The 26,217-nt window shown below is 25.3% G+C and carries 37 protein-coding genes, 1 tRNA gene and 1 pseudogene; 35 read left to right on the top strand and 4 right to left on the bottom strand.

The features are described from left to right. Positions 1-3: 3 nt before the first annotated feature. The 32 genes and pseudogenes from rplN to AACK96_RS07190 all read left to right on the top strand — a co-directional run bounded on the left by rplN (position 4) and on the right by AACK96_RS07190 (position 20,420). On the top strand, positions 4-372 hold the full coding sequence (rplN, locus tag AACK96_RS07345; protein WP_338974156.1) for a 50S ribosomal protein L14: 369 nt from the start codon (positions 4-6) through the stop codon (positions 370-372). Positions 373-385: 13 nt separating this feature from the next. Further along, positions 386-733 carry a 50S ribosomal protein L24 gene (rplX, locus tag AACK96_RS07340; RefSeq protein WP_338974153.1) on the top strand — a complete coding sequence of 116 codons (348 nt, stop codon included), beginning with the start codon at positions 386-388 and terminating at the stop codon, positions 731-733. Between the two features lie 21 nt (positions 734-754). Then, on the top strand, positions 755-1,312 hold the full coding sequence (rplE, locus tag AACK96_RS07335) for a 50S ribosomal protein L5 (protein WP_174480922.1): 558 nt from the start codon (positions 755-757) through the stop codon (positions 1,310-1,312). A gap of 1 nt (position 1,313) precedes the next feature. Further along, complete coding sequence (locus tag AACK96_RS07330; RefSeq protein WP_174480921.1) at positions 1,314-1,499, top strand: type Z 30S ribosomal protein S14; 186 nt, start codon at positions 1,314-1,316, stop codon at positions 1,497-1,499. Between the two features lie 13 nt (positions 1,500-1,512). Beyond that, positions 1,513-1,917 carry a 30S ribosomal protein S8 gene (gene rpsH, locus AACK96_RS07325; RefSeq protein ID WP_174480920.1) on the top strand — a complete coding sequence of 135 codons (405 nt, stop codon included), beginning with the start codon at positions 1,513-1,515 and terminating at the stop codon, positions 1,915-1,917. Positions 1,918-1,931: 14 nt separating this feature from the next. Next, on the top strand, positions 1,932-2,486 hold the full coding sequence (gene rplF / locus AACK96_RS07320) for a 50S ribosomal protein L6 (protein WP_252319239.1): 555 nt from the start codon (positions 1,932-1,934) through the stop codon (positions 2,484-2,486). A 30-nt stretch (positions 2,487-2,516) separates the two neighbouring features. After that, positions 2,517-2,867 (top strand): 50S ribosomal protein L18, encoded by a 351-nt coding sequence (gene rplR, locus AACK96_RS07315; RefSeq protein WP_174480918.1) that lies wholly within the window; start codon positions 2,517-2,519, stop codon positions 2,865-2,867. An 18-nt stretch (positions 2,868-2,885) separates the two neighbouring features. Then, a complete protein-coding gene (gene rpsE / locus AACK96_RS07310) occupies positions 2,886-3,590 on the top strand; it encodes a 30S ribosomal protein S5 (RefSeq protein ID WP_338974152.1) in 705 nt (234 codons plus the stop codon). A gap of 9 nt (positions 3,591-3,599) precedes the next feature. Further along, complete coding sequence (rplO, locus tag AACK96_RS07305; RefSeq protein WP_174480916.1) at positions 3,600-4,043, top strand: 50S ribosomal protein L15; 444 nt, start codon at positions 3,600-3,602, stop codon at positions 4,041-4,043. Then, positions 4,044-5,402 (top strand): preprotein translocase subunit SecY, encoded by a 1,359-nt coding sequence (gene secY / locus AACK96_RS07300; RefSeq protein ID WP_338958165.1) that lies wholly within the window; start codon positions 4,044-4,046, stop codon positions 5,400-5,402. A gap of 9 nt (positions 5,403-5,411) precedes the next feature. After that, entirely contained in the window at positions 5,412-6,077 is a 666-nt protein-coding gene (locus tag AACK96_RS07295; RefSeq protein ID WP_281748525.1) for an adenylate kinase, read from the top strand. Then, entirely contained in the window at positions 6,070-6,852 is a 783-nt protein-coding gene (gene map / locus AACK96_RS07290) for a type I methionyl aminopeptidase (protein WP_338958159.1), read from the top strand. The genes AACK96_RS07295 and map overlap by 8 nt, the downstream gene beginning before the upstream one ends. Further along, a complete protein-coding gene (gene infA, locus AACK96_RS08440; protein ID WP_348774424.1) occupies positions 6,852-7,172 on the top strand; it encodes a translation initiation factor IF-1 in 321 nt (106 codons plus the stop codon). The genes map and infA overlap by 1 nt, the downstream gene beginning before the upstream one ends. A 21-nt stretch (positions 7,173-7,193) precedes the next feature. Further along, complete coding sequence (gene rpmJ, locus AACK96_RS07280) at positions 7,194-7,307, top strand: 50S ribosomal protein L36 (protein WP_174480911.1); 114 nt, start codon at positions 7,194-7,196, stop codon at positions 7,305-7,307. Positions 7,308-7,331: 24 nt separating this feature from the next. Further along, positions 7,332-7,730 carry a 30S ribosomal protein S13 gene (gene rpsM / locus AACK96_RS07275; protein ID WP_174480910.1) on the top strand — a complete coding sequence of 133 codons (399 nt, stop codon included), beginning with the start codon at positions 7,332-7,334 and terminating at the stop codon, positions 7,728-7,730. Between the two features lie 17 nt (positions 7,731-7,747). Beyond that, entirely contained in the window at positions 7,748-8,140 is a 393-nt protein-coding gene (gene rpsK, locus AACK96_RS07270) for a 30S ribosomal protein S11 (RefSeq protein ID WP_252319229.1), read from the top strand. A gap of 18 nt (positions 8,141-8,158) precedes the next feature. Continuing rightward, positions 8,159-9,127, top strand: a complete 969-nt coding sequence (locus AACK96_RS07265) for a DNA-directed RNA polymerase subunit alpha (RefSeq protein ID WP_281748527.1) — start codon at positions 8,159-8,161, stop codon at positions 9,125-9,127. 18 nt (positions 9,128-9,145) lie between these two features. After that, positions 9,146-9,511 carry a 50S ribosomal protein L17 gene (gene rplQ / locus AACK96_RS07260; RefSeq protein ID WP_252319218.1) on the top strand — a complete coding sequence of 122 codons (366 nt, stop codon included), beginning with the start codon at positions 9,146-9,148 and terminating at the stop codon, positions 9,509-9,511. Positions 9,512-9,728: 217 nt separating this feature from the next. Further along, the gene (locus AACK96_RS07255; protein WP_338974149.1) at positions 9,729-10,727 is read left to right on the top strand and encodes an ATP-binding protein; all 999 of its coding nucleotides are present in this window, start codon (positions 9,729-9,731) and stop codon (positions 10,725-10,727) included. Beyond that, the gene (locus AACK96_RS07250; RefSeq protein ID WP_338974147.1) at positions 10,714-11,160 is read left to right on the top strand and encodes a hypothetical protein; all 447 of its coding nucleotides are present in this window, start codon (positions 10,714-10,716) and stop codon (positions 11,158-11,160) included. Before AACK96_RS07255 ends, AACK96_RS07250 begins: the two co-directional genes overlap by 14 nt. Before the next feature lie 48 nt (positions 11,161-11,208). Next, positions 11,209-12,918, top strand: a complete 1,710-nt coding sequence (locus AACK96_RS07245; protein ID WP_338974145.1) for a S8 family serine peptidase — start codon at positions 11,209-11,211, stop codon at positions 12,916-12,918. Then, positions 12,905-13,087: a L17 family ribosomal protein gene (locus tag AACK96_RS07240; RefSeq protein WP_338974143.1), complete on the top strand. Its 183-nt coding sequence runs from the start codon at positions 12,905-12,907 to the stop codon at positions 13,085-13,087. The genes AACK96_RS07245 and AACK96_RS07240 overlap by 14 nt, the downstream gene beginning before the upstream one ends. A 109-nt stretch (positions 13,088-13,196) precedes the next feature. Continuing rightward, positions 13,197-13,676, top strand: coding sequence for a M60 family metallopeptidase (locus AACK96_RS07235; RefSeq protein WP_338974141.1), 480 nt, complete (start codon positions 13,197-13,199; stop codon positions 13,674-13,676). Positions 13,677-13,952: 276 nt separating this feature from the next. Continuing rightward, positions 13,953-14,159 carry a hypothetical protein gene (locus AACK96_RS07230; protein ID WP_338974139.1) on the top strand — a complete coding sequence of 69 codons (207 nt, stop codon included), beginning with the start codon at positions 13,953-13,955 and terminating at the stop codon, positions 14,157-14,159. A 266-nt stretch (positions 14,160-14,425) separates the two neighbouring features. After that, entirely contained in the window at positions 14,426-14,815 is a 390-nt protein-coding gene (locus tag AACK96_RS07225) for a hypothetical protein (RefSeq protein WP_338974137.1), read from the top strand. Continuing rightward, a pseudogene (locus AACK96_RS08435) lies at positions 14,816-15,067 on the top strand (ankyrin repeat domain-containing protein); the annotation flags it as partial. Between the two features lie 81 nt (positions 15,068-15,148). Continuing rightward, entirely contained in the window at positions 15,149-15,397 is a 249-nt protein-coding gene (locus AACK96_RS07215; RefSeq protein WP_338974133.1) for an ankyrin repeat domain-containing protein, read from the top strand. 29 nt (positions 15,398-15,426) lie between these two features. Then, entirely contained in the window at positions 15,427-16,047 is a 621-nt protein-coding gene (locus AACK96_RS07210; protein ID WP_338974131.1) for an ankyrin repeat domain-containing protein, read from the top strand. 189 nt (positions 16,048-16,236) lie between these two features. Further along, a complete protein-coding gene (locus AACK96_RS07205; protein ID WP_338974129.1) occupies positions 16,237-17,661 on the top strand; it encodes a hypothetical protein in 1,425 nt (474 codons plus the stop codon). A gap of 200 nt (positions 17,662-17,861) precedes the next feature. Then, positions 17,862-18,704, top strand: a complete 843-nt coding sequence (locus AACK96_RS07200) for an energy-coupling factor transporter ATPase (RefSeq protein ID WP_338974127.1) — start codon at positions 17,862-17,864, stop codon at positions 18,702-18,704. Then, complete coding sequence (locus tag AACK96_RS07195; protein WP_281748539.1) at positions 18,680-19,558, top strand: energy-coupling factor transporter ATPase; 879 nt, start codon at positions 18,680-18,682, stop codon at positions 19,556-19,558. The genes AACK96_RS07200 and AACK96_RS07195 overlap by 25 nt, the downstream gene beginning before the upstream one ends. 13 nt (positions 19,559-19,571) lie before the next feature. Beyond that, positions 19,572-20,420, top strand: a complete 849-nt coding sequence (locus AACK96_RS07190) for an energy-coupling factor transporter transmembrane component T (RefSeq protein ID WP_338974125.1) — start codon at positions 19,572-19,574, stop codon at positions 20,418-20,420. Positions 20,421-20,597: 177 nt separating this feature from the next. Here AACK96_RS07190 and AACK96_RS07185 read toward each other — a convergent pair whose 3' ends face one another. Further along, positions 20,598-21,368 (bottom strand): hypothetical protein, encoded by a 771-nt coding sequence (locus AACK96_RS07185; protein WP_338974123.1) that lies wholly within the window; start codon positions 21,366-21,368, stop codon positions 20,598-20,600. Positions 21,369-21,641: 273 nt separating this feature from the next. On the opposite strand from AACK96_RS07185, the gene AACK96_RS07180 reads away from it, so the two are divergent. Beyond that, entirely contained in the window at positions 21,642-22,055 is a 414-nt protein-coding gene (locus tag AACK96_RS07180) for a hypothetical protein (protein WP_338973439.1), read from the top strand. Positions 22,056-22,373: 318 nt separating this feature from the next. On the opposite strand, the gene AACK96_RS07175 is transcribed toward AACK96_RS07180, so the two are convergent. From AACK96_RS07175 to AACK96_RS07165, 3 genes are all read right to left on the bottom strand, one after another. Further along, positions 22,374-23,621 carry an ISNCY family transposase gene (locus tag AACK96_RS07175; RefSeq protein ID WP_338973446.1) on the bottom strand — a complete coding sequence of 416 codons (1,248 nt, stop codon included), beginning with the start codon at positions 23,619-23,621 and terminating at the stop codon, positions 22,374-22,376. Between the two features lie 205 nt (positions 23,622-23,826). Continuing rightward, a complete protein-coding gene (locus tag AACK96_RS07170) occupies positions 23,827-24,327 on the bottom strand; it encodes an IS630 family transposase (RefSeq protein ID WP_338975131.1) in 501 nt (166 codons plus the stop codon). 28 nt (positions 24,328-24,355) lie between these two features. Continuing rightward, positions 24,356-24,715, bottom strand: a complete 360-nt coding sequence (locus AACK96_RS07165) for a helix-turn-helix domain-containing protein (RefSeq protein ID WP_338973555.1) — start codon at positions 24,713-24,715, stop codon at positions 24,356-24,358. 680 nt (positions 24,716-25,395) lie between these two features. On the opposite strand from AACK96_RS07165, the gene AACK96_RS07160 reads away from it, so the two are divergent. Continuing rightward, positions 25,396-25,472, top strand: a tRNA-His gene (locus AACK96_RS07160). A 156-nt stretch (positions 25,473-25,628) separates the two neighbouring features. Next, positions 25,629-26,165: a DUF402 domain-containing protein gene (locus AACK96_RS07155; RefSeq protein WP_338961175.1), complete on the top strand. Its 537-nt coding sequence runs from the start codon at positions 25,629-25,631 to the stop codon at positions 26,163-26,165. Positions 26,166-26,217: the final 52 nt, after the last annotated feature.

Here is a 26,217-nt window from a genome sequence, read left to right as displayed (position 1 = left end):
AAGATGTTACAAAATCTATCGTGAGCCAATGTGGCTGACAACACTGGTATTAAAGAAGTTATGGTTATTAGAGTTTTGGGTGGTAGTACTAAAAAATTTGCTAAAATTGGTGATATTGTTGTTTGTTCAGCAAAATCAGTAACACCTAATAGTGCAATGAAAAAAGGACAAGTTGTTAATGCAGTTGTCGTACGTAGTAAATTTGGTGTAAAACGTAATGATGGTTCTTGTGTAAAATTTGATGATAATGCAGTAGTAATTATTAAAGAAGATAAAACGCCACGTGGTACTAGAGTATTTGGTGTCTTGGCTCGTGAAGTTAAAGAGCGTGGTTATAATAAAATTGCTTCTTTAGCAGAAGAAATTGTTTAGGAGGATGAAATAAATGGCAAGCAAAAAGAAACCAGTTATTAGTCTTGATACTAAATTAAAAAGAGGCGACCAAATTAAAATCATTGCAGGAAAGCATAAAGGTCATACCGGACCAATTATCCAAGTACTTCGTGAAAAAAATCGTGTTATTATTGAAGGTATTACTGCTAAGAAAAATAAAAAACCTACTCAAAATGATCAAGAAGGTGGAATTGTGGAAGTAAAAACTAGTGTTCACATTTCTAATGTAATGATCCTTGATGGTAAAAAAGATAAAAAAGTAACAAAAATTGGGTACAAAATTGATAAAGATGGCAAAAAAGTTCGTATTGCACGAAGATCTGAAACAGAATTACGATAATAAAGGAGTAACAGCATAAAAATGAATCGTTTACAAGAAAAATATAATAAAACTATTATTCCCCAATTGCAAAAAGAATTAAATTTTACATCAATAATGCAAGTACCCAAAATTGAAAAAGTTGTTATTAATATTGGTGTTGGAGATGCAAGTAGTAATCCAAAAGCCATTGATAAATCAGTATCTGAATTATCAAAAATTACTGGTCAAAAACCAATTATCACTAAAGCGAAAAAATCAATTGCCGGCTTTAAATTAAGAGCGGGAATGCCAATTGGTTGTAAAGTTACATTACGTGGCGAAAAAATGTATGATTTCCTTGATAAATTTATCTCAATTTCTTTACCAAGAATTCGTGATTTTCAAGGTTTATCAGTTAAAGCATTTGATCAAAATGGTAATTACACTGTTGGTATTAAAGAACAAATTATTTTTCCTGAAATTAATTATGAAGAAGTAGATAAAGTTCGTGGTATGGAAATCTCAATTATTACCACAACATCAAATAATGCAACAGCATTATTGTTATTAAAAAAAATAGGATTACCGTTTAAAAAACAAGGAAAGCAGGTGGCATAAGATGGCAAAAACTTCATTAAAAGTAAGACAAGCCCGTAAATCAAAGTTTAGTACGCAAGCATATACACGCTGTCAAAAGTGTGGCCGTCCTCATGCGGTTATTCGTAAATTTATGTTATGCCGTATTTGTTTTCGCGGTTTAGTATACCAAGGACAAATTCCTGGTATTAGAAAAGCATCATGATAGGAGGTATATAATTATGATGACAGATCCAATAAGTAATATTTTAACAGTTATTCGTAATGCTATTAGCGCTGCGGATAGCAGTAAACATCGAGTAGTTAGTGTACCTTCTTCAAAACAACTAGTTAAGATAGCCGATATCTTGCAAAAAAATGGTTATATTGAAAAATATCGTGTTACTAAAGAAAATCCTAGCAAACCTAAATTAGAACTTTTATTAGTTCATACTGGTAAAAGTCCAATTCTTGGTTTAAAAAGAATATCTAAACCAGGATTAAGAATGTATGCAAAATGTGAAGACTTACCAAGTGTGTTAAATGGTTATGGAATTGCAATCATTTCTACATCAAAAGGTATTATGACAAATAAACAAGCAAAAAAACTTGGTCTTGGTGGCGAAGTTCTTGCTTATGTATGATAAGGGGGAAACTCTATATGTCACGTATTGGTAACCGTATCCTTACCATTCCAGTAAATACTTCAATAACGCTAGATGCAAGTAACTTGTTAACTGTTACAGGAGCAAAAGGTTCTTTAAAAAAACTATTACCAAATGTTATTAAAATTAACGTTGATGAAGAGAAAAAAACAATTACTACAACAAGACCTGATGATAACAAAAAAAATAAACAACTTCACGGAACAACTAATTCATTAATTAATGGAATGTTAGTTGGTGTATCAACAGGTTTCATGAAAGAATTAGAAATAAATGGTGTTGGATATCGTGCTGCTGTCCAAGCTAATATCTTAAATTTAACATTAGGATATTCTCATCCTATTAAGTTTGAAATTCCGCAAGGAATTACCATTGTTGCTCCTAAACCAACAGTATTACAAATTAGTGGTATTGATAAACAATTAATTGGAGAAGTTGCAGCCAAAATTCGTAAATTCCGTAAACCAGAACCATATAAAGGTAAAGGAATCAAATATAAAAATGAACACATTCGTCGTAAGGAAGGAAAAGCTGCTGGTAAAGGTAAATAATCTTATACTGGCACTTAAGGAGAATAGAAAATGATTAATAAACAACAAGCTCGTAAAGTTCGTCATTATCGTATTCGTAGTAAAATTATGGGTACTAGTGAAAGACCACGCTTAAATATCTTTAAATCTAATAATAGTTTTTATGCTCAAATTATTGACGATACTGCTTCAAATACAATTATTGGTGTATCAACATTAACATTTAAAGATTTAGCATCAAAAAGCAATATAGATGCTGCTACTAAACTTGGAGAAACAATTGCTAATTTAGCTATTAAGAAAAAAATTAAAAAAGTGGTTTTTGATCGTGGTGGATATTTATATCATGGTAAAGTGAAAGCATTCGCAGAAGCAGCGCGTAGTGCTGGATTAGAATTCTAAAAAAGGAGAATTAAAAGTATGAGTTTAGAAAATAAAAAAACAATTATTGATGATAAAGAAAATACTGAAGTTCAAAAATCAGTAGCAAAACCTTCTGTTAAAGCAGAAGTAAAAAATCCTACTGGTAATGAAAATAAAATTAGACATACTAATTCATCACAACCAAGAAATAGCCACGATAAAAAAGAAAATAAAGTTCGTGAACCACGTAAAAATTTTGAACGTAAACCAAAAACTCCAAGTGAATTTATTGAAAAAGTGATTTGAATCAGAAAAATTAACAAAGTAACAACCGGGGGAAGAAGATTGCGTTTCTCTGCTGCTGTTGCTATTGGTAATGGTAAAGGAGTAGTTGGTTTTGGTATATCTAAAGCCAATGAAGTTCCTGATGCAATTAAAAAGGCAATTGAAGCTGCTCACAAAAATTTAACAACAATTACGATAACTAAAAACAATAATTCTATTGTTCATGAAGTTAAAGGTAAATATTGTGGAAGTGAAATTTTATTAAAACCAGCTAAAGAAGGAATCGGAATTAAAGCTGGTGGATCTGCTCGTGATATTTTAGAATTAGCTGGTATTCATAATATTTATTCAAAAGCATTTAGATCTAGAAATAAAATTAATTTAGCTAGAGCAACAATTGCAGGTCTTGGCAATGTTAAACCAGCAGAATATTTTATAAAAAATAAAAATCTTACTACTAAGCGTAGTAATGGTTAGAGGTGGATTATGGAAACAACATTACATAACTTAAAACCAACACCAGGTTCTCGTAAAGACATTAAACGTTTAGGTAGAGGAACTTCATCTGGAAAAGGTAAAACGGCTGGTAAAGGGACAAAAGGACAAAATGCCCGTACCGGTGGTGGAACAAGACCCGGATTTGAAGGAGGACAAACACCACTATATCGTCGTATTTCAAAACGAGGGTTTACTAACTTTACTACAACCAATTATAGTATTATTAACTTAGAACAAATTGATTTAATTAAAGAGCATGAAATAACACCTGAACTTTTATTTCAATTAAAATTGATTAGAAGTAAAAAAGATGGTATTAAAGTTCTTGGTAAAGGTAAATTAACAACACCAAAAACAATTAAAGCTCATAAATTTTCAAAATCAGCAATTACTGCTATTGAACAAGCCGGAGGAAAAGCGCAGGTGATCTAAGTGTTCACAACAACCCGTGAATTAATAAAAAAGTATAAAGAAGTTATAATTAGAATTTTATTTACCATTTTTATTTTATTTATCTTTCGTGTTGGAGCATTTATTACAGTTCCAGGAGTAACTTTGAATGAAGATTTAAGTAGCAGTAATAGTAGTGGTATTGAATTCTTTAATTTAATTTCAATGTTAGGTGGTGGTGCTATTAGCAGATTTTCTGTTTTTGCACTTGGAGTGTCACCTTACATTACTGCATCAATTATTGTTCAGTTATTATCAACTGATGTTGTTCCTACCTTAACAAGATGAGCTAAATCAGGAGAAAAAGGTAAGAAAAAATTAGAGTTAATGAATCGAGTATTAACTGTCCCCTTTGCTATTATGCAAGGTTTTGCCACAATCTTTGGTTTACAATCTCAACATATTATTAGTGTTGATTGAAGTTCGGGATCGGGAGCAGCTGGACCAGAAGTTTTCTATTATGTATTGATTCCAGCTATTTTACTAGCAGGGACAATGTTATCATTATGAATGGCTGATCAGATTACTAATCGTGGTATTGGTAATGGAATTTCACTAATTATTTTTGGTGGAATTGCTGCTAATTTACCATTTAACTTAGCTTCAACTTTTAAGTATTGAGTAGGACCAGATACTAATAATGGTGTTATTTTTCAAGGGGCTTTAAAATTTGCTCTTTATTTTGCAGCCTTCCTACTGATTATTCTTGTTGTTGTATTCTTTAGTGAATCAGAGCGACACTTACCAATTCAACAAACTGGTAGTGGTTTAACTTTAAAGGGTGATAAAAGTTCTTATTTACCTTTAAAAGTTAACTCAGCTGGAGTAATTCCTGTTATTTTTTCTTCGGCACTAATTACTGCTCCAATGACAGTGGCGCAAATTGTTGATCAAAATAGTGGTTTTGCTAATTTTGCTAGAAATTATTTATCTTTACAGTCGTGGCCGGGAATTAGTATTTTTGCTATAATGACGATTATGTTTACTTTCTTATATGCACAAGTGCAAATTAATCCCGAACAAATGGCTAAGAATTTTCAAAAATCAGGAACTTATATTCCTGGCGTTCAGCCAGGGAAGGAAACAGAAATTTATATTAAAAGAATGTTAAATCGTTTAAGTACGATTGGTTCCTTTTTCTTAACTGCTGTTGCAGTAACTCCATTTTTGATTTCTAAATTTACTAATCTACCTTCTTCATTAGCAGTTGGTGGAACTGGATTAATAATTATGGTTGGAGTAGCATTAGATACAACAAAACAAATTAAGGGACGAATTACTCAACATTCATTCTTAAATTATAAGGACAACAAAGATGTTAAAGAACACTTATGGTCTTAGGGGGTAACGATGAATTTAATTATTTTAGGTCCACCAGGATCAGGGAAAGGGACACAGTCACAGTTTCTGAAAGAACAATATAATTTAATGCATTTATCAACTGGTGATTTGTTTCGTGATGAAATCACAAAACAATCACCAGTAGGTAAAAAAGCTCAAACTTATGTTAATAAGGGTCAATATGTTCCTGATGAGATTACAAACGAGATTATTAGTAATACTTTAAAAGATATTAAACATAATTTTATTCTTGATGGTTATCCAAGAACAATTTCACAAGTAGCATCATTAGATAAAGTATTAACAAGTTTGAATGAAACGCTTTCAATGGTATTGTATCTAGATATTAATGAAGAAACAGTTATTAAACGTTTGTCTTCAAGAGTTACTTGTCCTCAATGTAAAGCAATTTATAATCTTAATTTCCTACCACCAAAGATTACTGGTATTTGTGATAATGATGGGGTAAAATTAATTAAGCGAATTGATGATAGTGATGAAAAGACAATTATCAATCGTTTAAAAACTTACAAAGTAGCAACGGCACCATTGGTAGATTCTTATCAAGAACGTGGACTGTTAAGAACAGTGGATGCCAACCAAGATAATAGTGATATTAAAAAACAAATTAAATCATATTTATCATCATTAAAAGGAAATAAAAATAATGGTTAGCATTAAAAGTCAAAGTGAAATTCAAAATATCAAAGCCGCTAGTCAAGTTGTAGCACTTATTCATAAAGAGTTAGCAAAGATAATAAAAGTTGGGATAACGGGTAAAATACTTGATAAAGTGGCAGCACAAATTATTAAAGAAAATAATGCTGTACCTTCTTTTTTAAATTATCATGGGTTTCCTGCCACAATTTGTGTTTCAGTTAATGAACAATTAATTCATGGCATTCCTAATGATAAACCTTTTAAAATGAATGATATTGTGAAAATTGATGCTGGTGCTGCTGTTAATGGTTATCATGCAGATGCTGCCTTTACAATGTGTGTTGGTGGGAAACCAACACCAGAACAAGCAAAACTTATTAATGTGACTAAAGAATCATTAAATAAAGCAATAGCAATTATTGCACCAGGGGTTAGAATTGGTGATATTAGTAACGCCATTCAAACTTATGTAGAAAGCGAAGGCTTTTATTTACCAACATCATATACTGGGCATGGTATTGGTAAAAAACTCCACGAAGACCCAGCTATTCCTAATGTTGGTAAGCCCAACACTGGAATAAAATTGCAGTCAGGAATGACAATTTGTATTGAACCAATGGTTCAAACAACAACTGATAAAATTCTGGTTTTAAGTGATAAGTGAACAGTAGTTGCTGCTGATAAACAGCAAACTGCTCACTTTGAACACACTATCCTAGTAACTAATGATGGATGTGAAGTACTAACAATACTTAATGAAAATCAAAAAAATAATGAGGAATGTAATTAATGGCTAAACCAAAACAAGTAGTTAAACCCAAAGTTCAAAAAGTAAAAAAAACTAATGATAGTACTATTGAATGTGAAGGTATAGTAATAGAAGTCTTACCTAATGCTAGATTTAAAGTAAAGTTGAATGAATATGACTTTACTCCTATTGTAAGACCATCGGGTCGTATGCAAACACATAAAATTAAAATTATCAAAGGTGATCATGTAAAAGTTGAATTATCAACTTATAATTTAACTGAAGGACGAATTACTTTTCGTAACAGAATGGCTACTACACATTTACCGATAAATAAAGATGATGAAAACAAAGAAAACTAATAGTTTAACAGGAGGAAAATGATGAAAGTACAAGCATCAGTTAAAAAAATTTGTGACAAATGTCAACCAATCAAACGTAAAAAACGTAATGTAATCATTTGTGAAAATCCTAAACATAAGCAACGTCAAGGATAGAAATATTAAGGAGGAAAAATAAATATGACATCAAATACTAACAATGCAAGTCGAAGAATTGCGCAAGTAAATATTCCTGGAAATCAACATACAGTAATTGGTTTAACAAGAATTTATGGAATTGGTCGCAGCAAATCTTCAGAAATATTAAAAGAACTAAAAATTGAAGAAACTAAAAAAATTAATGAATTAACAGAAAAAGAATTAAGTTCAATTAGTCAATTAATTGAAAAGAAATATAAAACTGAAGGTGAACTAAGACGTGAAGTGTCTTTAAACATTAAAAGATTAATGGAAATTGGATGTTATCGTGGTATTCGTCATCGTAAAGGATTACCAGCCAGAGGACAATCAACAAAAACTAATGCAAGAACTTGCAAGGGACCACGTAAAACGGTTGCTAACAAGAAAAAAGCAAGTTAATTAGGAGGAAAAAAATAATGAATATAAAAACAACAGTAAAGAAAAAAATTAAAGTTAATCCTAATTTTATTAAAGCAAAAGCATTTATTAAAGCAAGTTTTAATAATACTATTGTTACTATTACTGATCTTAATGGTAATGTTATTGCTTGATCAAGTGCTGGAGCAGTAGGTTTCAAAGGAACTCGTAAATCAACTCCTCACTCAGCACAGTTAGCAGCTGAAGCTGCAGGTAAAACTGCTATGGAACACGGAGTTAAAATTTTAAGTGTTTTTGTTAATGGAACAGGACCAGGAAGAGAACCATCAATTCGTAGTTTACAAGCAGTAGGTTTTGAAATCAAAGATTTAAATGATGTGACACCAATCCCTCATAATGGTTGTCGTCCACCAAAAAAACCAAGAAAATAAAGTAGGTGAAAATAAAACATGGAACAACAATTTTTAAAACCAAAATTTAGTTTAAACAGTGAAAATAGTGCTATTAATTACAGTGAATTTATTGTGAGTCAATTAGAACGTGGTTATGGAACAACTTTAGCTAATGCCTTAAGAAGAACATTATTATCTTCAGTACCAGGTATTTCTGTATATGCAATTAGAATAAGTGGTGTATCTCATGAATTTACTGCAGTTAAAGGTGTAATTGAAAATGTTTCTGAAATAATTTTAAATGTTAAGGACTTAGTTTTAGCCTTTGATGGTGATATTCAAAAGGACGAAAAAATTGCTAATTTAAAAATTAGTATTACTGGTGAACAAGATATTACTGCTGGAGATATTAGTTGTCCAACTGATGTTAGAGTAGTTAATCCAGAATTAATTATTGCTCGAACAACTTCAAGAAATGTTCTTTTTGAAATGGAATTAATGGTAAAGAAATCTCGTGGTTATTCTTCATTTGAGGAAAATAAAAAAGAAATTGCTAATAGTTCAGGCATTATTGCTATTGATTCAAACTTTTCACCCGTTGAAAAAGTTGATTATAAAATTGAACCTGTAACTAAAACATTAAAAGGTATTGAATATGAAAAATTAATTCTTGGTGTACAAACTAATGGTTCAGTTAAAGCAGCATCAGCTATTGCAATGGCAGCTAAAATTTTAATGAGTCATATTGAATTTTTTGTTAATTTAGATGATAATGTTAAAAACTTTGAAGTTATTTCAATTACTAATGAGCAAGAAAATAATGATTTAAACAAAGCCTTAGAAGAATTGAATTTAACTGTTCGTTCATACAATTGTTTAAAACGTGATGGTTATAAAACTTTGGGTGATATTGTAAGTAAAAGTTTAGATGAAATTAAACAAATTAAACATTTAGGTTCAAAATCAATTAAAGAAATTGAAGATTGTGTATCAAAACATAATTTAGAGTTTTCTATTAAAAACTAAGAAGGAGGATAAGAAAAAATGTCATATATTAACGATATCGGAAGAAATAGTGCTAAAGTAGATGCTGAAATCCGTAATTTAGCAAGTGAATTAATTGTTCATGGAAAATTAGTTTTGTTAGAAAAAAGAGCAAAAAGATTACAAACATTTATTGAACCTTTAGTAACATTAGCTAAACGTGGTGATTTGCATTCAAGAAGAATGGCAATTGCTAAATTACGTAAAATTACAACTAAAGAGCATCCAAAGGATGGTGTTATTCCAACATTATTTGGTAATATTGCTGAAAGATATAAAGACCGTAAAGGTGGATATACAAAGTTAATTAAAGTAGATAATAGAACTGGTGATAATGCGCCAATGGTATTAATTACTTTTGTTTAATTAAAAATACTAAAGCAAGAAAATTTTTGGAAAGAGTAAAGCATTTTTATGTTTTCTCTTTTTTATTTTGTCCCACTTTTAGTTATTTTTAATAATTAATTTATGGTTAATATTTAAAAATTTTTTATTTTTGTCCCAAAATATTTAATTTTGTCCCAAAAATAAAAAATATATATTATAATTTAATAGAAAATAAGAAAGGGGACATTTTAATAAAATGAAAAAAGTAATTGTTGATATAATTGAAGCAGCAGTTAATTTAAACAGAGCAACAGTTATAGAATTAGTAAAAAAATTTGCAATTGAATTAAAAAATGAAGGGAAAACCAAAGATGCTGATTATATTACTTCTATTATTGGTAATACATCAACCATATCGATTAATTCAATTAATGATGAATATTTAGTTGTTAAAAAAGAAGAGTTATCAAATAAAATTATTTGAGAAAATTATGAACCATTACAAAAAATGATTTATTTTTTAGGAGATCATAATAAAACTTCTAAAATTGGAGCAGTTAAAATCTTAATTACTGGTCGTCCTGGAACAGGAAAAACATCATTTGTAAGTGATATTGCAAAATCACTTGATAAAAAATTATTTTCAATTAGTGCTCCAAATTTAACTTCCCATAAATTAGGTGAAACTCAAAAAAATCTTCAAAAATTATTAATAGATATTAGAAAAAATTATATAAATTCTATTTTTATAATTGATGAGTTTGATTCTCTTATTGGTTCTAGAAATAGAGAAATAAATGATGAATATCAAAGAATGATTGGAACATTTAATATGATTTTAGACTCATTACCAAAAGGGACAATTTTATTTGCAATTTCTAATCAAGTCAATTCCATAGACTCAGCAACTTTAAGAAGATTTAATGTCAATATTAAGATGAATAATATTAGTTTAGAAATTTTTGAAAAAGAATTATTTTCTTTAGCTATTTTAAATAACATTAATTTTGAAAAGGAAATTTGTCGCAAAATATTAACATATAAAAAAGAAGAAATAGATTATTCTTTAGTTGAAAGAATTATAACTGAGTCAATTATATATGATTATTCGGTAGAAAAATCAATTGTTAAAATTTTAAATATTGAATCAATTGAATTATTAAAAAAAATGGGATTATCTTTAAGAGAAATAGAAAAAATAGTGTCAATTAGCAAATCAACAATTCAAAGAGGTTTAAAAAATGGCAATAATTAAATTTAAATCACCAGAAAAGATAATACCAAATAATTCTGGCGGCGGAATAGATTATTCTAAATGAACATTCAATATTAATACTTTAATTAATTTAAAAAATAAATGTGAAAAAATGATTAACATGTATGAATATTTTTCAAAATTTATTTATTTACCAATAACTTTATCATTTTCAAAAATAATGCCTAAAACAAAAAGAATTAAAGAAATTTTTAAAAAAGATTCAAAGAGACCAATTCAAATTGGTTCAAATTATGTATTTAGTGATAATAATGAACTAAAAAAAATTAATTTGGTATATTCATGTAGTAAAAATGATTTACTTGAAACCATTAATTTAATTTCTGAAACAATTGCTGCTATAACTAACGAAGATGATATTGAAATAAATAAAATTAATAATGATATTGTAAGTTCTAATAAAATAAAATAAGAAAAAATAAGAAAATATTTAAATGATAAAAAATTATGAAAATATAAATTGATTTTAAATGATTTAATTTATATTGAAGATATTACAATTAAATTTTTTGAAAAACAAAGTTATTCTCCAATTATTTCAATTTATGAAATAATTGATTTTAAAATTTTTAAAAAAATGCTTTTAGAAGATGGAATTTTAATTGCAGATAATGAAATTGTGGCAAATGAGTTTTTAAATATTAATATTAATGATTTAAATAAAGTTATTGATAAAGATCCATTTATTATTTTTCAAGCAGTAGAAGATGTAGAAATTACTTTTGATGATAGCAATAAACAAGTTGATAATTATAATTTAGAAATTATTAGTTCTAAAAATAATGGAGAAAAAATAGGAATTATTGATACAAACTGTATTTTCCATAACAGTTGACAAACATATCATACTGATGGAGGAAATTTTTTACCTTCAATATTTGAAAGTAGTTATGAACATGGTACTAAAGTTGCATCCTTAATAATTGGTAATGATTATCTTAATCCTAATTTTTCTGATAATCTTGGAGAGTTTAATGTTAAAACTTTTGAAGCATTACCTTTAGGAAAAATTAATCTTTTTTACTTAATGAAAACCGTAGAAAAAATAGTTAGGGAAAATAATGATATTAAAATTTGAAATTTATCATTAGGTGCACCTAGAGTAGATTATAATAAACTTTCAGTGTTTGGAAAATTACTTGATATTTTACAATTTGAATGTGATGTTCAATTTATTGTAGCGTCTGGTAACGATAAATTAAATAAACTTCATTCACCAGCTGATTCATTTTCTGCAATATCTGTTGGTGCAGTTTATGAAACAAATAATGAAGATCTTAAGGTTTCAAAATATACAGGAGTTGGTAATGTATTTGGTATTTTTGAAAAACCATCTACATATGAAATTGGTAATGATTTTGGTGCCAAGGATTGCTCAAATAATTTTTTACAAATGTTGAATTCAACAAATGAGGTTATAATAGATGCAGGAACTTCTTTTGCAGCTCCCCTAGTTACAAGGAAAGTTGCATTTTTAAAACAAAAATATTCAATAAGTTTAGAAACTTCACGAGCAGTAATTAATTATCTTACTAAAATTTCATATCCTATCGCTAATCTATCATTTTTAGAAAATGGTGACACGTTTATTTTTGTTGAAGGTGAGATAAAAGCCGGTGAAAGAAAAGAAATACCAATTAAATTACCATTTAATATTGTTAAAAGAGTTACAAAGTTTACAGTTGGATATTCTGTTTCATATAATGTTGCTAAACCAAAAATTAAAATTGATGAATATTCATGCGTAGAAATTTCAATGAAATTGGTGTATAAGTATTTAACAGAAGAGGGAAAAATTAGAACTACTAATATCGTTAAACCTAATAAGAGGGCTAAAATAGATGGTGAAGATGCTGAAGAAATAGAATTACGAAAAAATTTTGGTAAATATGATCCAAACAAAGTTGTTATTGATCAAAATTTTAGTAATAATAAAGGAATTAAAATTAATAAAGATTTTGATAGTTTTTCATTAGTTGCTACGAGAGTGGATTTATTTGATCATATATCAAAGCCAATAAAATATGGAGCAATTATTCATTTAAAAGAAACAGAGAAAGGTTCATTAAATGATTTTATAAAATTAAATTTTGAAAATATTTGAAGTAATCACAACACAGGAAATTGAACTTGATGCATAGTATTCGTCAAGAAGAATGGCAATTGCTAAATTGCGTAAAATTACAACTAAAGAGCATCCAAAGGATGGTGTTATTCCAACATTATTTGGCAATATTGCTGAAAGATATAAAGACCGTAAAGGTGGATATACAAAGTTAATTAAAGTAGATAATAGAACTGGTGATAATGCGCCAATGGTATTAATTACTTTTGTTTAATTAAAAATACTAAAGCAAGAAAATTTTTGGAAAGAGTAAAGCATTTTTATGTTTTCTCTTTTTTATATGTTGACAATTTTAAATAAAATTGTATTTTTTAATACAATTATTGATAAATATTTTTTATGGTATTTTTATTATAGTTACAGTAAATATTAGTGCGCTTTGAGTTGAAAGAGAATTTGGATTTCAAAATAACTTAATTAAATCACATGCTGATAAAAATTTTGATAAACAATCACTTTTTGTTAAATTAGGTATGTTTTGACAATTAGATCAGGCCTTTGGAAAATGATTTTATTCAACTTTAAATCAATCTTGTCGATTATTAGATGATAAGTTATTACCAACTGATAATGAATTAAAAAAACAATTTTTTATTCAAATGACTTCAAAAATAGCTAATCGAAATCTAATTCCATTCTTTGCTAAATGAGGAATTAAAGCTGATGAAGATACTGAAAAAATTGTAAGTAAATATTCAAAACTAACAAAAGAGATTTGAAATAATATCTTTGATGGTCATTATGATGCTATTGTTGAACATGAATTGCGAAGTTATCAACCAGTAACCTGATTTTCTTGATAAAAAAAGTATTGATACTAATTTTGTAATTATAGATAGAAATGAAGATTTTGTTGGTAATAAATATCAAATTCCAGTGAAATTAAATTTTGCAAATAGTATATTATTAGAAGGAATGGGACAGGACTTAACACAATATCGAGCAATTATTAATTTAAATAAAACTAAGAAAACATTTTTCATCAGTGGTAATAATGAAAATTTAATATTGGTTATGGAGGCAGTGATTATATAAAAATTACTATTAAAGATGCTAATGGTAATTCAATTTATAAAAAAGTGGCAGTAGGAAAGGATCCAACATCGGTTTTTGATGATCTTAATGAGATTAATTATAAAAATAATTATATGATTATATTTTGATTTATGGAACCAAAAAGAGGACTTTATTTTGATCCAAGTGTTGGTGAATGAGTTCCTTCAACAACAAAGAATGTAGAGTTTGTTGTTAGTGATGATAAACTAATTAAAAAAAATATAAGTTAAAAGAATAAAAATAGAATTTACTATTAATAGTAAATTCTATTTTTATGACATAGTAATTTTGATTTTTTTGGTTTTATTTTTATATAGTAAAATTTAGTTTTTTTTTTATATTTTTTAAAATTATATAAAGTTAGAAAACTTTTATGATATTATTAATTCATAATTTAATAAATGTTTAGTACTAATATGGATATTTTATCTATATTAGTTTCTTTTATGTTTATTAAATTTTACTTTTAATTTGAATAAAAAGGAGAAAATGAAAGATGATATCTATAGAAAATATTAGTAATTTAGATATAGAGATATTTATTAAGAATGTAAAAAAAATATTTCAAGAAAAAATTAATACTTATCAACTTATTGATAAATCTTTTAAAGAACTAGAAAATTTTAAAATTATAGAAGAGATAAAATTAAAATTACAAGATAATCTTGAAATAATAAAAGAAAGATTAATTAACTATGAATATGCTAAAGATGGAGATAGTTTAAAAGATTCTGCAGAATTAAAAAAGCTAGAATGGTTTTTAGAAGAATTAGAAAATATAATAGTAAATAATTATCATATTAATGTTAGTTATAGATGTGCTAATTTTCTTATTATGAATGATGAAAAGGAACAATTAATAAAATTATTTAAAGTTAATGATTAAATTTTATTTAAAAGTAAATTAAGTTTTGCATTAGCAAAAAAATTAATTGAAGAAGGAAATATCAAAGGTATAAAATTATTAACTAATATTATTAGTTTAGAAGAAATAATTGATAATGAGAGTAATCTTTTTCATATTGCTGCAAATAATGGTCAAATTGATATTTTAAAATATTTATTATCAATTAATAAAGAATTAATTAATAATAAAAATAAAAATGGAGAAACACCTATTGAATGTGCTTTCGAATATGCTGCCAAACGTTTTATCAAATATGGTGAATTTGATAATGAAGTTATTGAATTTTTAATTAATAATTCTAATGTTAATTTATTGTTTACTAATAATGAATTATGAAAATCATTAGATCCTAACTGAAATATTAATTCAATTAAAGGATGAAATATATTCCATATAGCAACACTTTTTGGAAATGTAGATATTGTAAAATTATTAATACAAAAATTAAATGATCAATCATTAATAAATTATGTAGCAGAAAAAATTGGTAATCCTTTAAAATGTGCAATTGTAGGTGCTAGTGTTGACACAACGGGCTTACCTAAAGAGGTAATCCATTAGGTTACTTTAGATTTATATCAAATAATGATATGGGTATAAAGGACAGTAGAACTAAAATTTTAGTTGAAAATTATAAAGAAATTGTAAAAACATTGCTTTCTATTTTATCTTATGATCAAATTAATTCTAAGGACACTGAAGGAGATAGTCCAATTCATGATTGTGTACTAAGATCTAATGTTGAATTATTAAAATTAGTATTAAACGCAGGTGGTGAAATAAATATACAAAATAATTTAGGATATACTCCCTTGCATCAAGCAGTTCTTTATTCTAGATTTGAAGTAATAGAAGAACTGTTACAAATACCTAATATTGATTTAACAATAAAAGATAAAACTGGATTAACTGCATATGATTTAATTGTGAAAAAAAGTAATAGAAAAGATAAAATTAAAATAATGAATTTAATAGAAAATTATCTCTTAAGTAAAAATATTAAATTTGAACGTTTTGTTGAAGTTATTATTGATAATAATATATCTGATACTAATATATCTGATACTAATAGTTATTATGATGAGGTTGATACTGTTTCCTTATTAAGTAATGATGATACAAGTGATGTAGACAGTATAATTTGAGAATCTAATAATAATTTTCCAGATAGTTTAATTACTGATACTTTTTCTTATACAACAAGATTTTAGTGTTTAAAAATAAACTTTTTTAATAATTCTTAAATATTTTATAAAAATTTAAAAGTGTTATCTAGCAAGTATAATATATATTCAATAAAGTTTATATATAATATAGATGAAAAACTAAATATAGTTTTCAATCCATTATTTTTTTTTAAAAAAATAATCGATTTTTTTTATTTTGAAAGGAAGATTTTGATGCCAGTTACTGAACAAGAAAACCGTAAAAAAGAAAGTTCAGAAATAAAAAAAGTAATTAAAGCCTTTGAAAAAGAAATCAAAGAAAATGATAATCAAATTAAAAATGAAAAAAAAGAAATAAAAAAATGAGAAAAACTAAAATTAAATATTAATGATGAAAAAGAAGGTTTAAGTAAAGAAATTAAAAAACTTAAGATAGCTTTAAATGAAATTAAAAATAAATTAAAGGAAAAAAAAGAAAAAAATATTAAATATGAAGAAAAAGAGGTAAAGTTTAAAGAAAAAGATTTAATAAAATTAGAAAACTTAAGAAAAGAAATTGAAAATAAAGTTGAAGTAGAAGAAAAGCAACAACAACAAATACAAGAAAATATAACAAAATTAAAAGAAAATGAACAAGAAATAATAAATGAATTAGAAAAATTCAAAAAAATTGATAAAGAAATGGAAGAAGAAATAGGTAAATTAAAAGAAACCATAGTTGATGATGATAGTAATGTGAATCTTTTGATTAAAGAAAAAGAAAATGAAATATTAGAAGTAAGATTAAAAATTGCTAATTTATCTGCTAGTTTAAAAAGAAAAGAGAAAGAAATAACATTATTAGAATTTGAAGAATTTAAACATAAACAAATTATTTTAGAAAATAAAGAACAATTAATAAAAGCAAATCATAAATTATATTCAAATAAAAAAACAGAAAATGAAGTTAAAATAGCAGAATTGGAGATCAAAAAAAACAAGAAAATTTGTGAAATATATGAATTACAGCATAAACTAAATATAGTGGTTATAGATAAAGCAAATATTAATTCAAAAATTTTAAGTTTACTTTTGACAATATGTAGGCTTGAAAAATCTTCTATAAAAATTGTCAAAGAAATTACAGAAAAAAAAGATGTCTTAAAACGAATAAAAAATAATTCATTAGAAGAATCAATAATAATTTCACCAGAAGAAAATGTTACTTCTACTCAGCAAAATGCAAAACCATGATTTAAACGTATATATAAACCATTTACTAAACTTTATAGAGGTAGTAAACAAAAACTTACATTAGGATATTATCAAAGAAAAGAAAAATCTTTAGAAGCGGAAATTAGGAAATTAGAAGCTGAAAAATTAAAAGATTTTTGAAATAAATTTTGATTACTTATGAGCTGTGGTTGTTATAATAATCATGGTAAAACAACAAGAAAAATAGAAGATAAAAAACGAGAATTAAAAGATATTAAAAAAGAACTAGAAAAATTATCAAAAAATAATATTTCAAATAATGATCCGCAACCTTCAACTTCATCAGCAGTACCCAGCTCATCTAAAAGTTGAAGTGACAAATTATTGAAATCAACAGAAGAAGTAACAAAAAATGATTCTTTATTAAAAGAAAATTCTAAAAATCCGGATATTTCTTTACATTAATTTTATAGAATAGAAATTTATATAACTTTAATTTATAAACTAAATTTTATTAGAAAATGAACAATAATTTTACTTCAATTTTGAACAGATATTGTTCATTTTTTTCTTTTTTTATAATTTTTATAAATTATAAATTGATATATATAAAATTACTGTTATAATTTTACTAGCATAATATTTAAAATGGAGTTAGAAGTAATATGATTAAATCTAAAATTTCATTAAGTTTAAAAAATGTTGAATTTCGTTATAAACCAGAATACAATAACGCTGTTGATAATGTTAGTTTTGATATTAATCATGGTGAATATATTACTATAATTGGTCATAATGGTAGTGGTAAGTCAACACTTTCAAAAATTATTATTGGTGTTTTACACAAACAAAAAGGTACAATTCAATTATTTGGTGAAACAATTACTAATAAAAACATTAAACAATTACGTCGTCACTTAGGTATTGTTTTTCAAAATCCTGATAATCAATTTATAGGTTCAACTGTTCGTGATGATATTGCTTTTGGCTTGGAAAATCATTTAGTTGAACCCAGTGATATGCCAGCAATTATTGACAGAGTTTCTAGGGCAGTGGGTATGGAAAAATATTTAGATCATGAACCGCTATGATTATCTGGTGGTCAAAAACAACGTGTAGCTATTGCTTCAGTTTTAGCTTTAGAACCTGATATTATTATTTTTGATGAGGCAACTAGTATGCTTGATCCAAAAGGTAAACGAGAAGTTAAAGAAATTATGTTAAAATTACAAGAACAACGCAATAAAACTATTATTTCTATTACTCATGATATGGATGAAATTATTAATGCCGATAAAATTATTGTTATGAATAAAGGTAAGTTAGTTCGTTATGGAACTCCATCTGAAATATTAAAAGAATGAGAGTTTTTACAAAGTATTCATTTAGATATTCCTTTTGTTTTAAAAGTATCGTTAGGTTTAAAAAATAAGGGGATTAATATTAATGAAACATTAAGTGAAGAGGAGTTGATTTCTAGCTTATGTCAATTAAATTCAAAGAAGTAAGTTATACTTATTCTCCAAAAACCCCTTATCAATATCAAGCATTAAAAGATATTACTATTGAAATTGTTGAACAAAAAATAGTTGCTATTATTGGTGAAACTGGTAGTGGTAAATCAACTATGATTCAACATATTAATGGTTTATTAGTTCCAATGGCAGGTTCAGTTGCCATTAATGATTTTATTATTAAGGCTAATCAAAAAAAAATTCGTGATATTAAAAAAATACGTAAACAAATTGGCTTAGTCTTTCAATTTCCCGAATATCAGTTATTTGAAGAAACTATTGAACGAGATATTATGTTTGGACCAGTTAATTTTGGTGAGAAAAAAGATAAAGCACGAGAGTTAGCAAAAAAATATATTAATTTGGTTGGATTAGACGAAACATACTTATCAAGAAGTCCGTTTGATTTGTCTGGTGGTCAAAAACGAAGAGTTGCTATTGCTGGTATTTTGGCATTACAAGGTCATACTTTAATTTTAGATGAACCAACAGCAGGACTTGATCCCGATGGTGAAAAAGAATTAATTAATTTATTTTATGATTTAAATCATAAAGAAAACAAAACTATTATTTTAGTAACTCATAATATGAATCATGTACTAATGGTTGCTGATGAAGTTATTGTATTACATAATACACAGATTTATAAAAAAGCAGATCCAATTACTATTTTTAGAGATAAAAAATTAATTACCGAAACCGGAATTGAACCACCAAAAATTTATAGTTTTTTATATAAATTAGAAGCAGCAGGATTTGATACATCAAAAATTACTGCTAGAAGTGATTCAGAATTAATTGACCAGCTATCAAAAATATTATCCAAAAAAAATAGCAATAAAAAGTAAGGAGTAATAAATAATGAAAGTTAGTTTTGGTCGTTATTTACCTTTAAATTCAATCATTCATCGTGTAGATCCAAGAATTAAATTATTAGTTTTAATTTGTTTAATTGCTTCACTTTTTTTTCATACTGGTTTTGAAGGTTATGCTCTTATTGGTTTTACTGTCATAACAATTTTCTTTTGTGCAAAATTACCTTTTATGATGTTATTAAAATTAATGCGCCCCATTTTATTTATGGCATTTATTTTATTTATAATTAACTGTTTTTTAACTGATGGCCCTAATGTTGGAATGATTTGACGTTGGCACGGTATTAAGGTATCATATAAAGCTATATTTGTTAGTATTTATATTGCTCTTAGAATTTATTTAATGATTTTAATTACAACAATTTTAACAACCACAACACAACCATTAGATTTAACATTAGCATTAGAAGATTTAATGTTACCACTAAAATTAATTAAATTTCCAGTACATATTATTTCAATGATTATTTCTATTGCTCTTCGTTCAATTCCTACATTATTAGATGAAGCCGGTAGAATTTTAAAAGCGCAAGCATCACGTGGTGTAGATTTAAAAAATGGTCATTTTAAAGAAAAAGTTAAATCGTTAGTATCATTAATTATTCCCTTATTAGTTTCTTCATTTCAAAAAGCAGAAGATTTAGCGTACGCTATGGATTCAAGGGGTTATGATCCACAAGGTAAAAGAACACGTTTTCGTCAATACCATATTGATTTTAAAGATATATTTTTCTTTATTATTGGTGTAGGATTGTTAGCATTTCTTATATCTTATACTTATCATCTAGAAATTTTTTGAAGAATTCCATTTATTGATGATTATTATTCACAATAATAAACGTATATGAATTAGCTTTACCAATTTTAAATGTTATTAATATTAAATTTAATTAAAAATTTTGCAACAAGAGTCATAATATTTATCATTTTTATTTTTTCTTATACTCACTATTATTTTTTTTAATTAAAAATTCTTAATTTAAATTTAAAATATATTAATAATTAAAATTAATTAAGGAGTAAGTCCGGTTGATAAATTATAATCATAAATATCACTATCAAAGTTACTTGTAACTACAATACTGTTATTTCATTCAACATTTTGTTTTGCTATTTTTTCACTAACTAACAATTGTTCAATAGTTTTATCTAATAAATTTAATTGATCTAATTCTAAATTATTTAATACATTTTTTATAACTTGTTCATCATACATATCATCACTATTAAAATTACTTAAATCAAAAATTTGTTTTGAACTAGAAACATGATCGGATTGCAATTCTCTTTCTCTTTCTTTAATAAGTTGATGTCTTTTTTGCTCATATTTTTTCTTTCTTACTTTTATTTCGGATCTTTGATAATATTTTTTCTTTTTTGCTTTTACTTCGGGTTTTTGATCATATTTTTTCTTTCTTTGTTTATTTTTTTGGTATCACATTTGATCATATTTTTTCTTTTTTGCTTTTACTTCGGGTTTTTGATCATATTTTTTCTTTCTTTGTTTATTTTTTTGGTATCACATTTGATCATATTTTTTCTTTTTTGCTTTTACTTCAGGTTTTTGTCTATATTTTTTCTTTTTTGCTTTTACTTCGGGTTTTTGATCATATTTTTTCTTTTTTGCTTTTACTTCAGGTTTTTGTCTATATTTTTTCTTTTTTGCTTTTACTTCAGGTTTTTGTCTATATTCTTTCTTTTTTGCTTTTACTTCAGGTTTTTGTTCATATTCTTGTCATTTTCTTTTTTTAGATTGTTTATTAACTATTTCTTCATTTGTCAATATCGAGTGAAAATTTCCCAAAATACTTATCAAAAAAACTAAATTATTTTGGGAAATTTAAACTATTTCAGTAAAATACACAAATTTTAAATAATCCTGAAAATTTTAGTTTCTATTTTTTATAATATAGAAATATTTAATATTTAAAAATTTATTAATTATAATATTGTTAAAAACTAAATATAGTTTTTAACCCATTGTTTTATTTTTAAACAAATAGGTTTTTATTTTGAAAGGATAGTTTATATGGAGACCAATTCATGAAATGATAGTATGCTATCGGTAATTATTAATAACATAACTACTTTACCATCGGTAATCTCAACTCCTGTATCAAAAATATTCAATAAAATAACAACAACTGAAATGACAAATTTCAATAATCAAACTAATAATGCTAATAATACTAGTACTGAACTTTTTGAAACAAAAAAAGATATATGAACAAATATTAAAAATTATTTAACTAATTTTTATGAGTCAGATTATTTTTGACCAACAACAGGTTTTATTGGTTATGGATTAATTACAACATCAATTATTATTGGTTATTGTATTTATAATTGTAAAATAAATAACAATAAAAAAAACTTATTAAAAGAACTTGAAAAAGAAGAAATAAATTCAATGGAGTTGACAAATCAACCTTCAACTAGTGGATATAATAATCGTGCTTTTTTTGCCTAAATTTTTTCAATTAACAATGAAAGTTCTTTTTTTCTAGTATTTTATAAAATACTAGAAAAAAATAAAAAAAGAGTTACTAATGCTCTTGGATTTCAAAAAGACAAATCAAAAGTAAACAGTGAAGCTTCAACAAGCAAAAGTCAAAGTTCTAGTAGAAAATCACAAAAAAATGTAAAAGAGGAAGATATTGAATTTGTAATCTCTTTATATCTTTAAAATCAATTTTAAAGCACCAAATTTGCTCATATACAAACATTTTAAAAATTTATATGGTTTAGTATTCAAAAAATGTAAATCTTATATAACTTTAATTAGGAATTATTGATATCCATATCTTCAAGGATGATTTTTATTGGGTATATAAACTTTTTTAGTTTTTATCAAGTTGTCTTTAATAATTGGTTTTAGTGCTATTTCTTTTAGTTCATATATTTGATTATTGTAACTAAGATATAATTCATTAATAAACGATTTAAGTACAATTACATCAATTCGAGATTGTATGTATTGAACTTTGTTATTTTTATAAGGAAAATATTTTTTACCATAATATGTTATAGTTGAACCACTATCTGTTTTTCTTTTAGAAAATCTTGAAAGATAAATATTTATTTCTTCTTGTGTAGGAGCTTTAACCATAGCAGATTTATTATCATCAATAGGAAAGGCAAACTGTTTATTAAAAACGTTTATGTACATTTTGAGAAATTGATTAGCTTCATCTAATGTTTTAATTTTATTAAGTCGTAATTCACTAATTAATCGACTTTGAAGTGTTCCAAATAAACGTTCAATTCTACCTTTAGCTTGTGGAATTGAAGTTCTAATTATTTCAACACCCAAATCATTACAGCATTTTTGGAATTGAGTATAAGTGTCATTTTCTGTGTTTATTTTACCTGAATCAATTTTTTTCTTATATCCAAAAACTGTTCTATTATCAGTATAAAATGTTTTTGGTATGCCATAATTAGTTAAAATTTGATAAAAAACATTATAATAACCATCTAATGTTTCTTGATGATCAAATCATAGTCCAACAATATTTCCTGTAGCATCATCAATTGCAGCATGTAAAAATGATTTTGGTTTATCGTTACCAAATCAATGATGATTACTTGCATCCATTTGAATTAATTCACCAAAATTTGTTCTTCGATTTCTTGTTGGATGTAAGTTATTTTTTTTATTTTTATGTCTTTTTGGTGAAGTAATTTTTTCTTTGATTAATATAGTATAAAGTGTGCTATATGAAATTTTAATTTTTTCTTCATTCATTAATTTCTCATGAAAATGTTGAAAATTAAAATTATAATATTTTGTTTTATACAAGTTGATAATCTTAATTTTGATTTCAAAATTTGTTGCCTTATTAGAAATTGTATTGCGAGATTTATGAATAAAACCAACTTTACCTTCTCTATTAAAAATTTGAATTAATTGGTTAATTCTTCTAATAGTTAGATTAAGTTTATTCTTGGCTTGATGTTTAGATAATTTATTAATAATAATATCATTTATAATTTTGTACTTATATTTTTCTTTCATAGTCATGCTTCTTTCCATTTTTATCACCAAGTATATTTAACTTCACTTTTGGGAAATTTTTACTCGATAACTAATAGGAAATTATCACTAAATAATGACAAAACTATTTCTTCATTGGTTTGAAATGAAGAAATAGTATTAGTAACTATACTTAAACTATTATTCATGTTTTTCCCTTCTAAATATAATTAAAGTTAATTTTATTTAAACTTTTATTATATAGCTAACGAAAGTAATGTTTACTCATATCTTGAAAAACAAAATCAATCGCGTTTTTAATATTTGGTCAATAATTTGGTAATATTTTTCTTATATTATGTTTTATAGCAAATCAAAAATGTTCAATTGGATTTAAATTAGGAGAATATGGTGGAAGAAATAATAGTTTGCATCCAACATTTTCAATTAATTGTTTTGTTGCTTTAGATTTATGAAACGTCGCATTATCTAAAACTATAATTTGTCCACACTTTAATACTGGAATTAGTATATTTTTAACATATGATTCAAAAATTTTACTATTGCAATGTCCTTCAAATGCTCATAGAGCTTTTAATTTACCTTTATTTAGTGCACCAATTATACTCATTCTCTTTATTTTATATGCAGGTTTATTATCAAATAATCTTTTACCTTTTTCAGACCAACCATATTTATAAAATTCATTATCATCAATTCCAGATTCATCAATATATACCAAATCTTCATTCATTATTTTCGCTATTTCTTTTAAAAAATCTTCTTGTTTATTTTTATCTCTTTGTTCATATAGAAAAGTTTTTTTTATATGTATAATTTAGTTTTTTGAAATAGTTATAAACTGTTTCTTTTGTCATATCACCAAATTTTTCAATTACTTTTTGAACTGTAACATCTTTATTTTCTGCTAAATAATTTTTTAATTCATCTAAATCCTTTATTTTGTGGCTATGTCCTTTTTGATAATTCAAAATTGGTTTTATATTTCCGGTTTTTTGCTTTCTTTTTCTTCATAAAAATAAAGTCTTTCTAGTGATATTGAACACTTTACAAATTTCTTTAATTTTCATGTTTTTACTTTCATAAACTTCTATTACTTTTCTTCGTAAGTCCTCACTGTATGGTTTTGGCATAATTTAATCTTCCTAATCTATTTTAATTATTGCTGAATTATACTTGTAAGTGCAAGAATTGTTTAAATTACATATTATTATTTTACATTATTTATGAGTAAACATTACTTTCGTTAGCTATATATATTTTGCTATTTATTAAAAATAATATTTTTTGATACATAAAAATGTATATTATAACTTTTTCAAAGTTTTAATAATAAGATTAATAAGATATATAAATTAAAATTATATAAATTATACCAATTTTAAATGTTTTTTCAATCTGTAAATCAGGGTATTTGTTTTGTTTTTGGTGTTCTTAATTAAAATTAATTGAGAAAGGAATCAGTATATTGCTAAATTTTAATCATAAGTATTAGTATCTAAATTATTTGTAAGTTAGTATTGTTAATAAAATTTGATTAATAAATTGATTTAATAAGATATTATTTATTACATTTTTATGCTTTTTATTAAGGGCATAAAACTTTATTTTAAGAGTATTTAAATTAATAATTAACCATAATTATTAATTTTAAATTGTGTTCTGATTGTTAATAGTAACATTGTTTTTTATTATTGTTACTGTTATATACGAAAATTAGATGATTATTTTTGTAGTTTTATGAAAAAAAATATTAAAAAATGATAAATTTATTGTATAATATTTAACGGTTTTACTTATAGAAACTAATATGGCGACTGTGGCGTAGCGGTCTAGCGCATCAGTTTGTGGAACTGACATTCGCGGGTTCGAATCCCGTCAGTCGCCCCATTTAATAAAATTATGTTTTTTACTACTCCTTTTTGGAGTTTTTTCTTTTTTAAATAAATATTATTATAAATTTATTTTTCGCTTTTTATTTACTAAATAAATAATGGTATAATTATTATGTTTTATGATTTGCAGAAAGTTGAGGTTTAAATGTATATGTACCTTAAAGAAGGGCAAATACTTTCAATTCATGCATATAAGCATAATGGCGATTTATATCGTAGTTGAAATAATTCAATTGTTTTAGAAGATACTGAAAAATATTTAGTTTTAGTAAATGAGAATGTAACAATTACTGAAATTAATGGTCGTAAATGAACAACCGTTGATCCAGCAATTTGGTTATTTTTTAAAAATGATTGATACAATATTATTTGTATGATTCGTAATGATGGTGTTCATTATTATTGTAATATTGCCAGTCCCTTTATTTTAGATTCGCAAACAGTTAAATACATTGATTATGATTTAGATATTAAAGTATTTCCTAATCGTTCTTATAAACTGTTAGATTTGAAAGAATTTAAAACTAATCGTCGAATATGAAAGTATCCAATACCTTTACAAAATATATTATGACAAAATATAAATAAATTAAAAAAAGGAGTTAAAAAAAATGAAATTAATTTATTTAATGATGATGTAATTTTAAATTATTGAAAAAATTACCAAAACCAAAGTTTACAAAAATAGTAAGAACATATGTTCTTACTATTTTTTATATTAAAACTTTTTATAATTAAAT

The organism is Spiroplasma endosymbiont of Tricholauxania praeusta, assembly GCF_964019535.1.
Taxonomy (GTDB): Bacteria; Bacillota_I; Bacilli_A; order Mycoplasmatales; family VBWQ01; genus Spiroplasma_E; species Spiroplasma_E ixodetis_A.
This window is presented reverse-complemented; position numbering and strand designations above follow the sequence as displayed.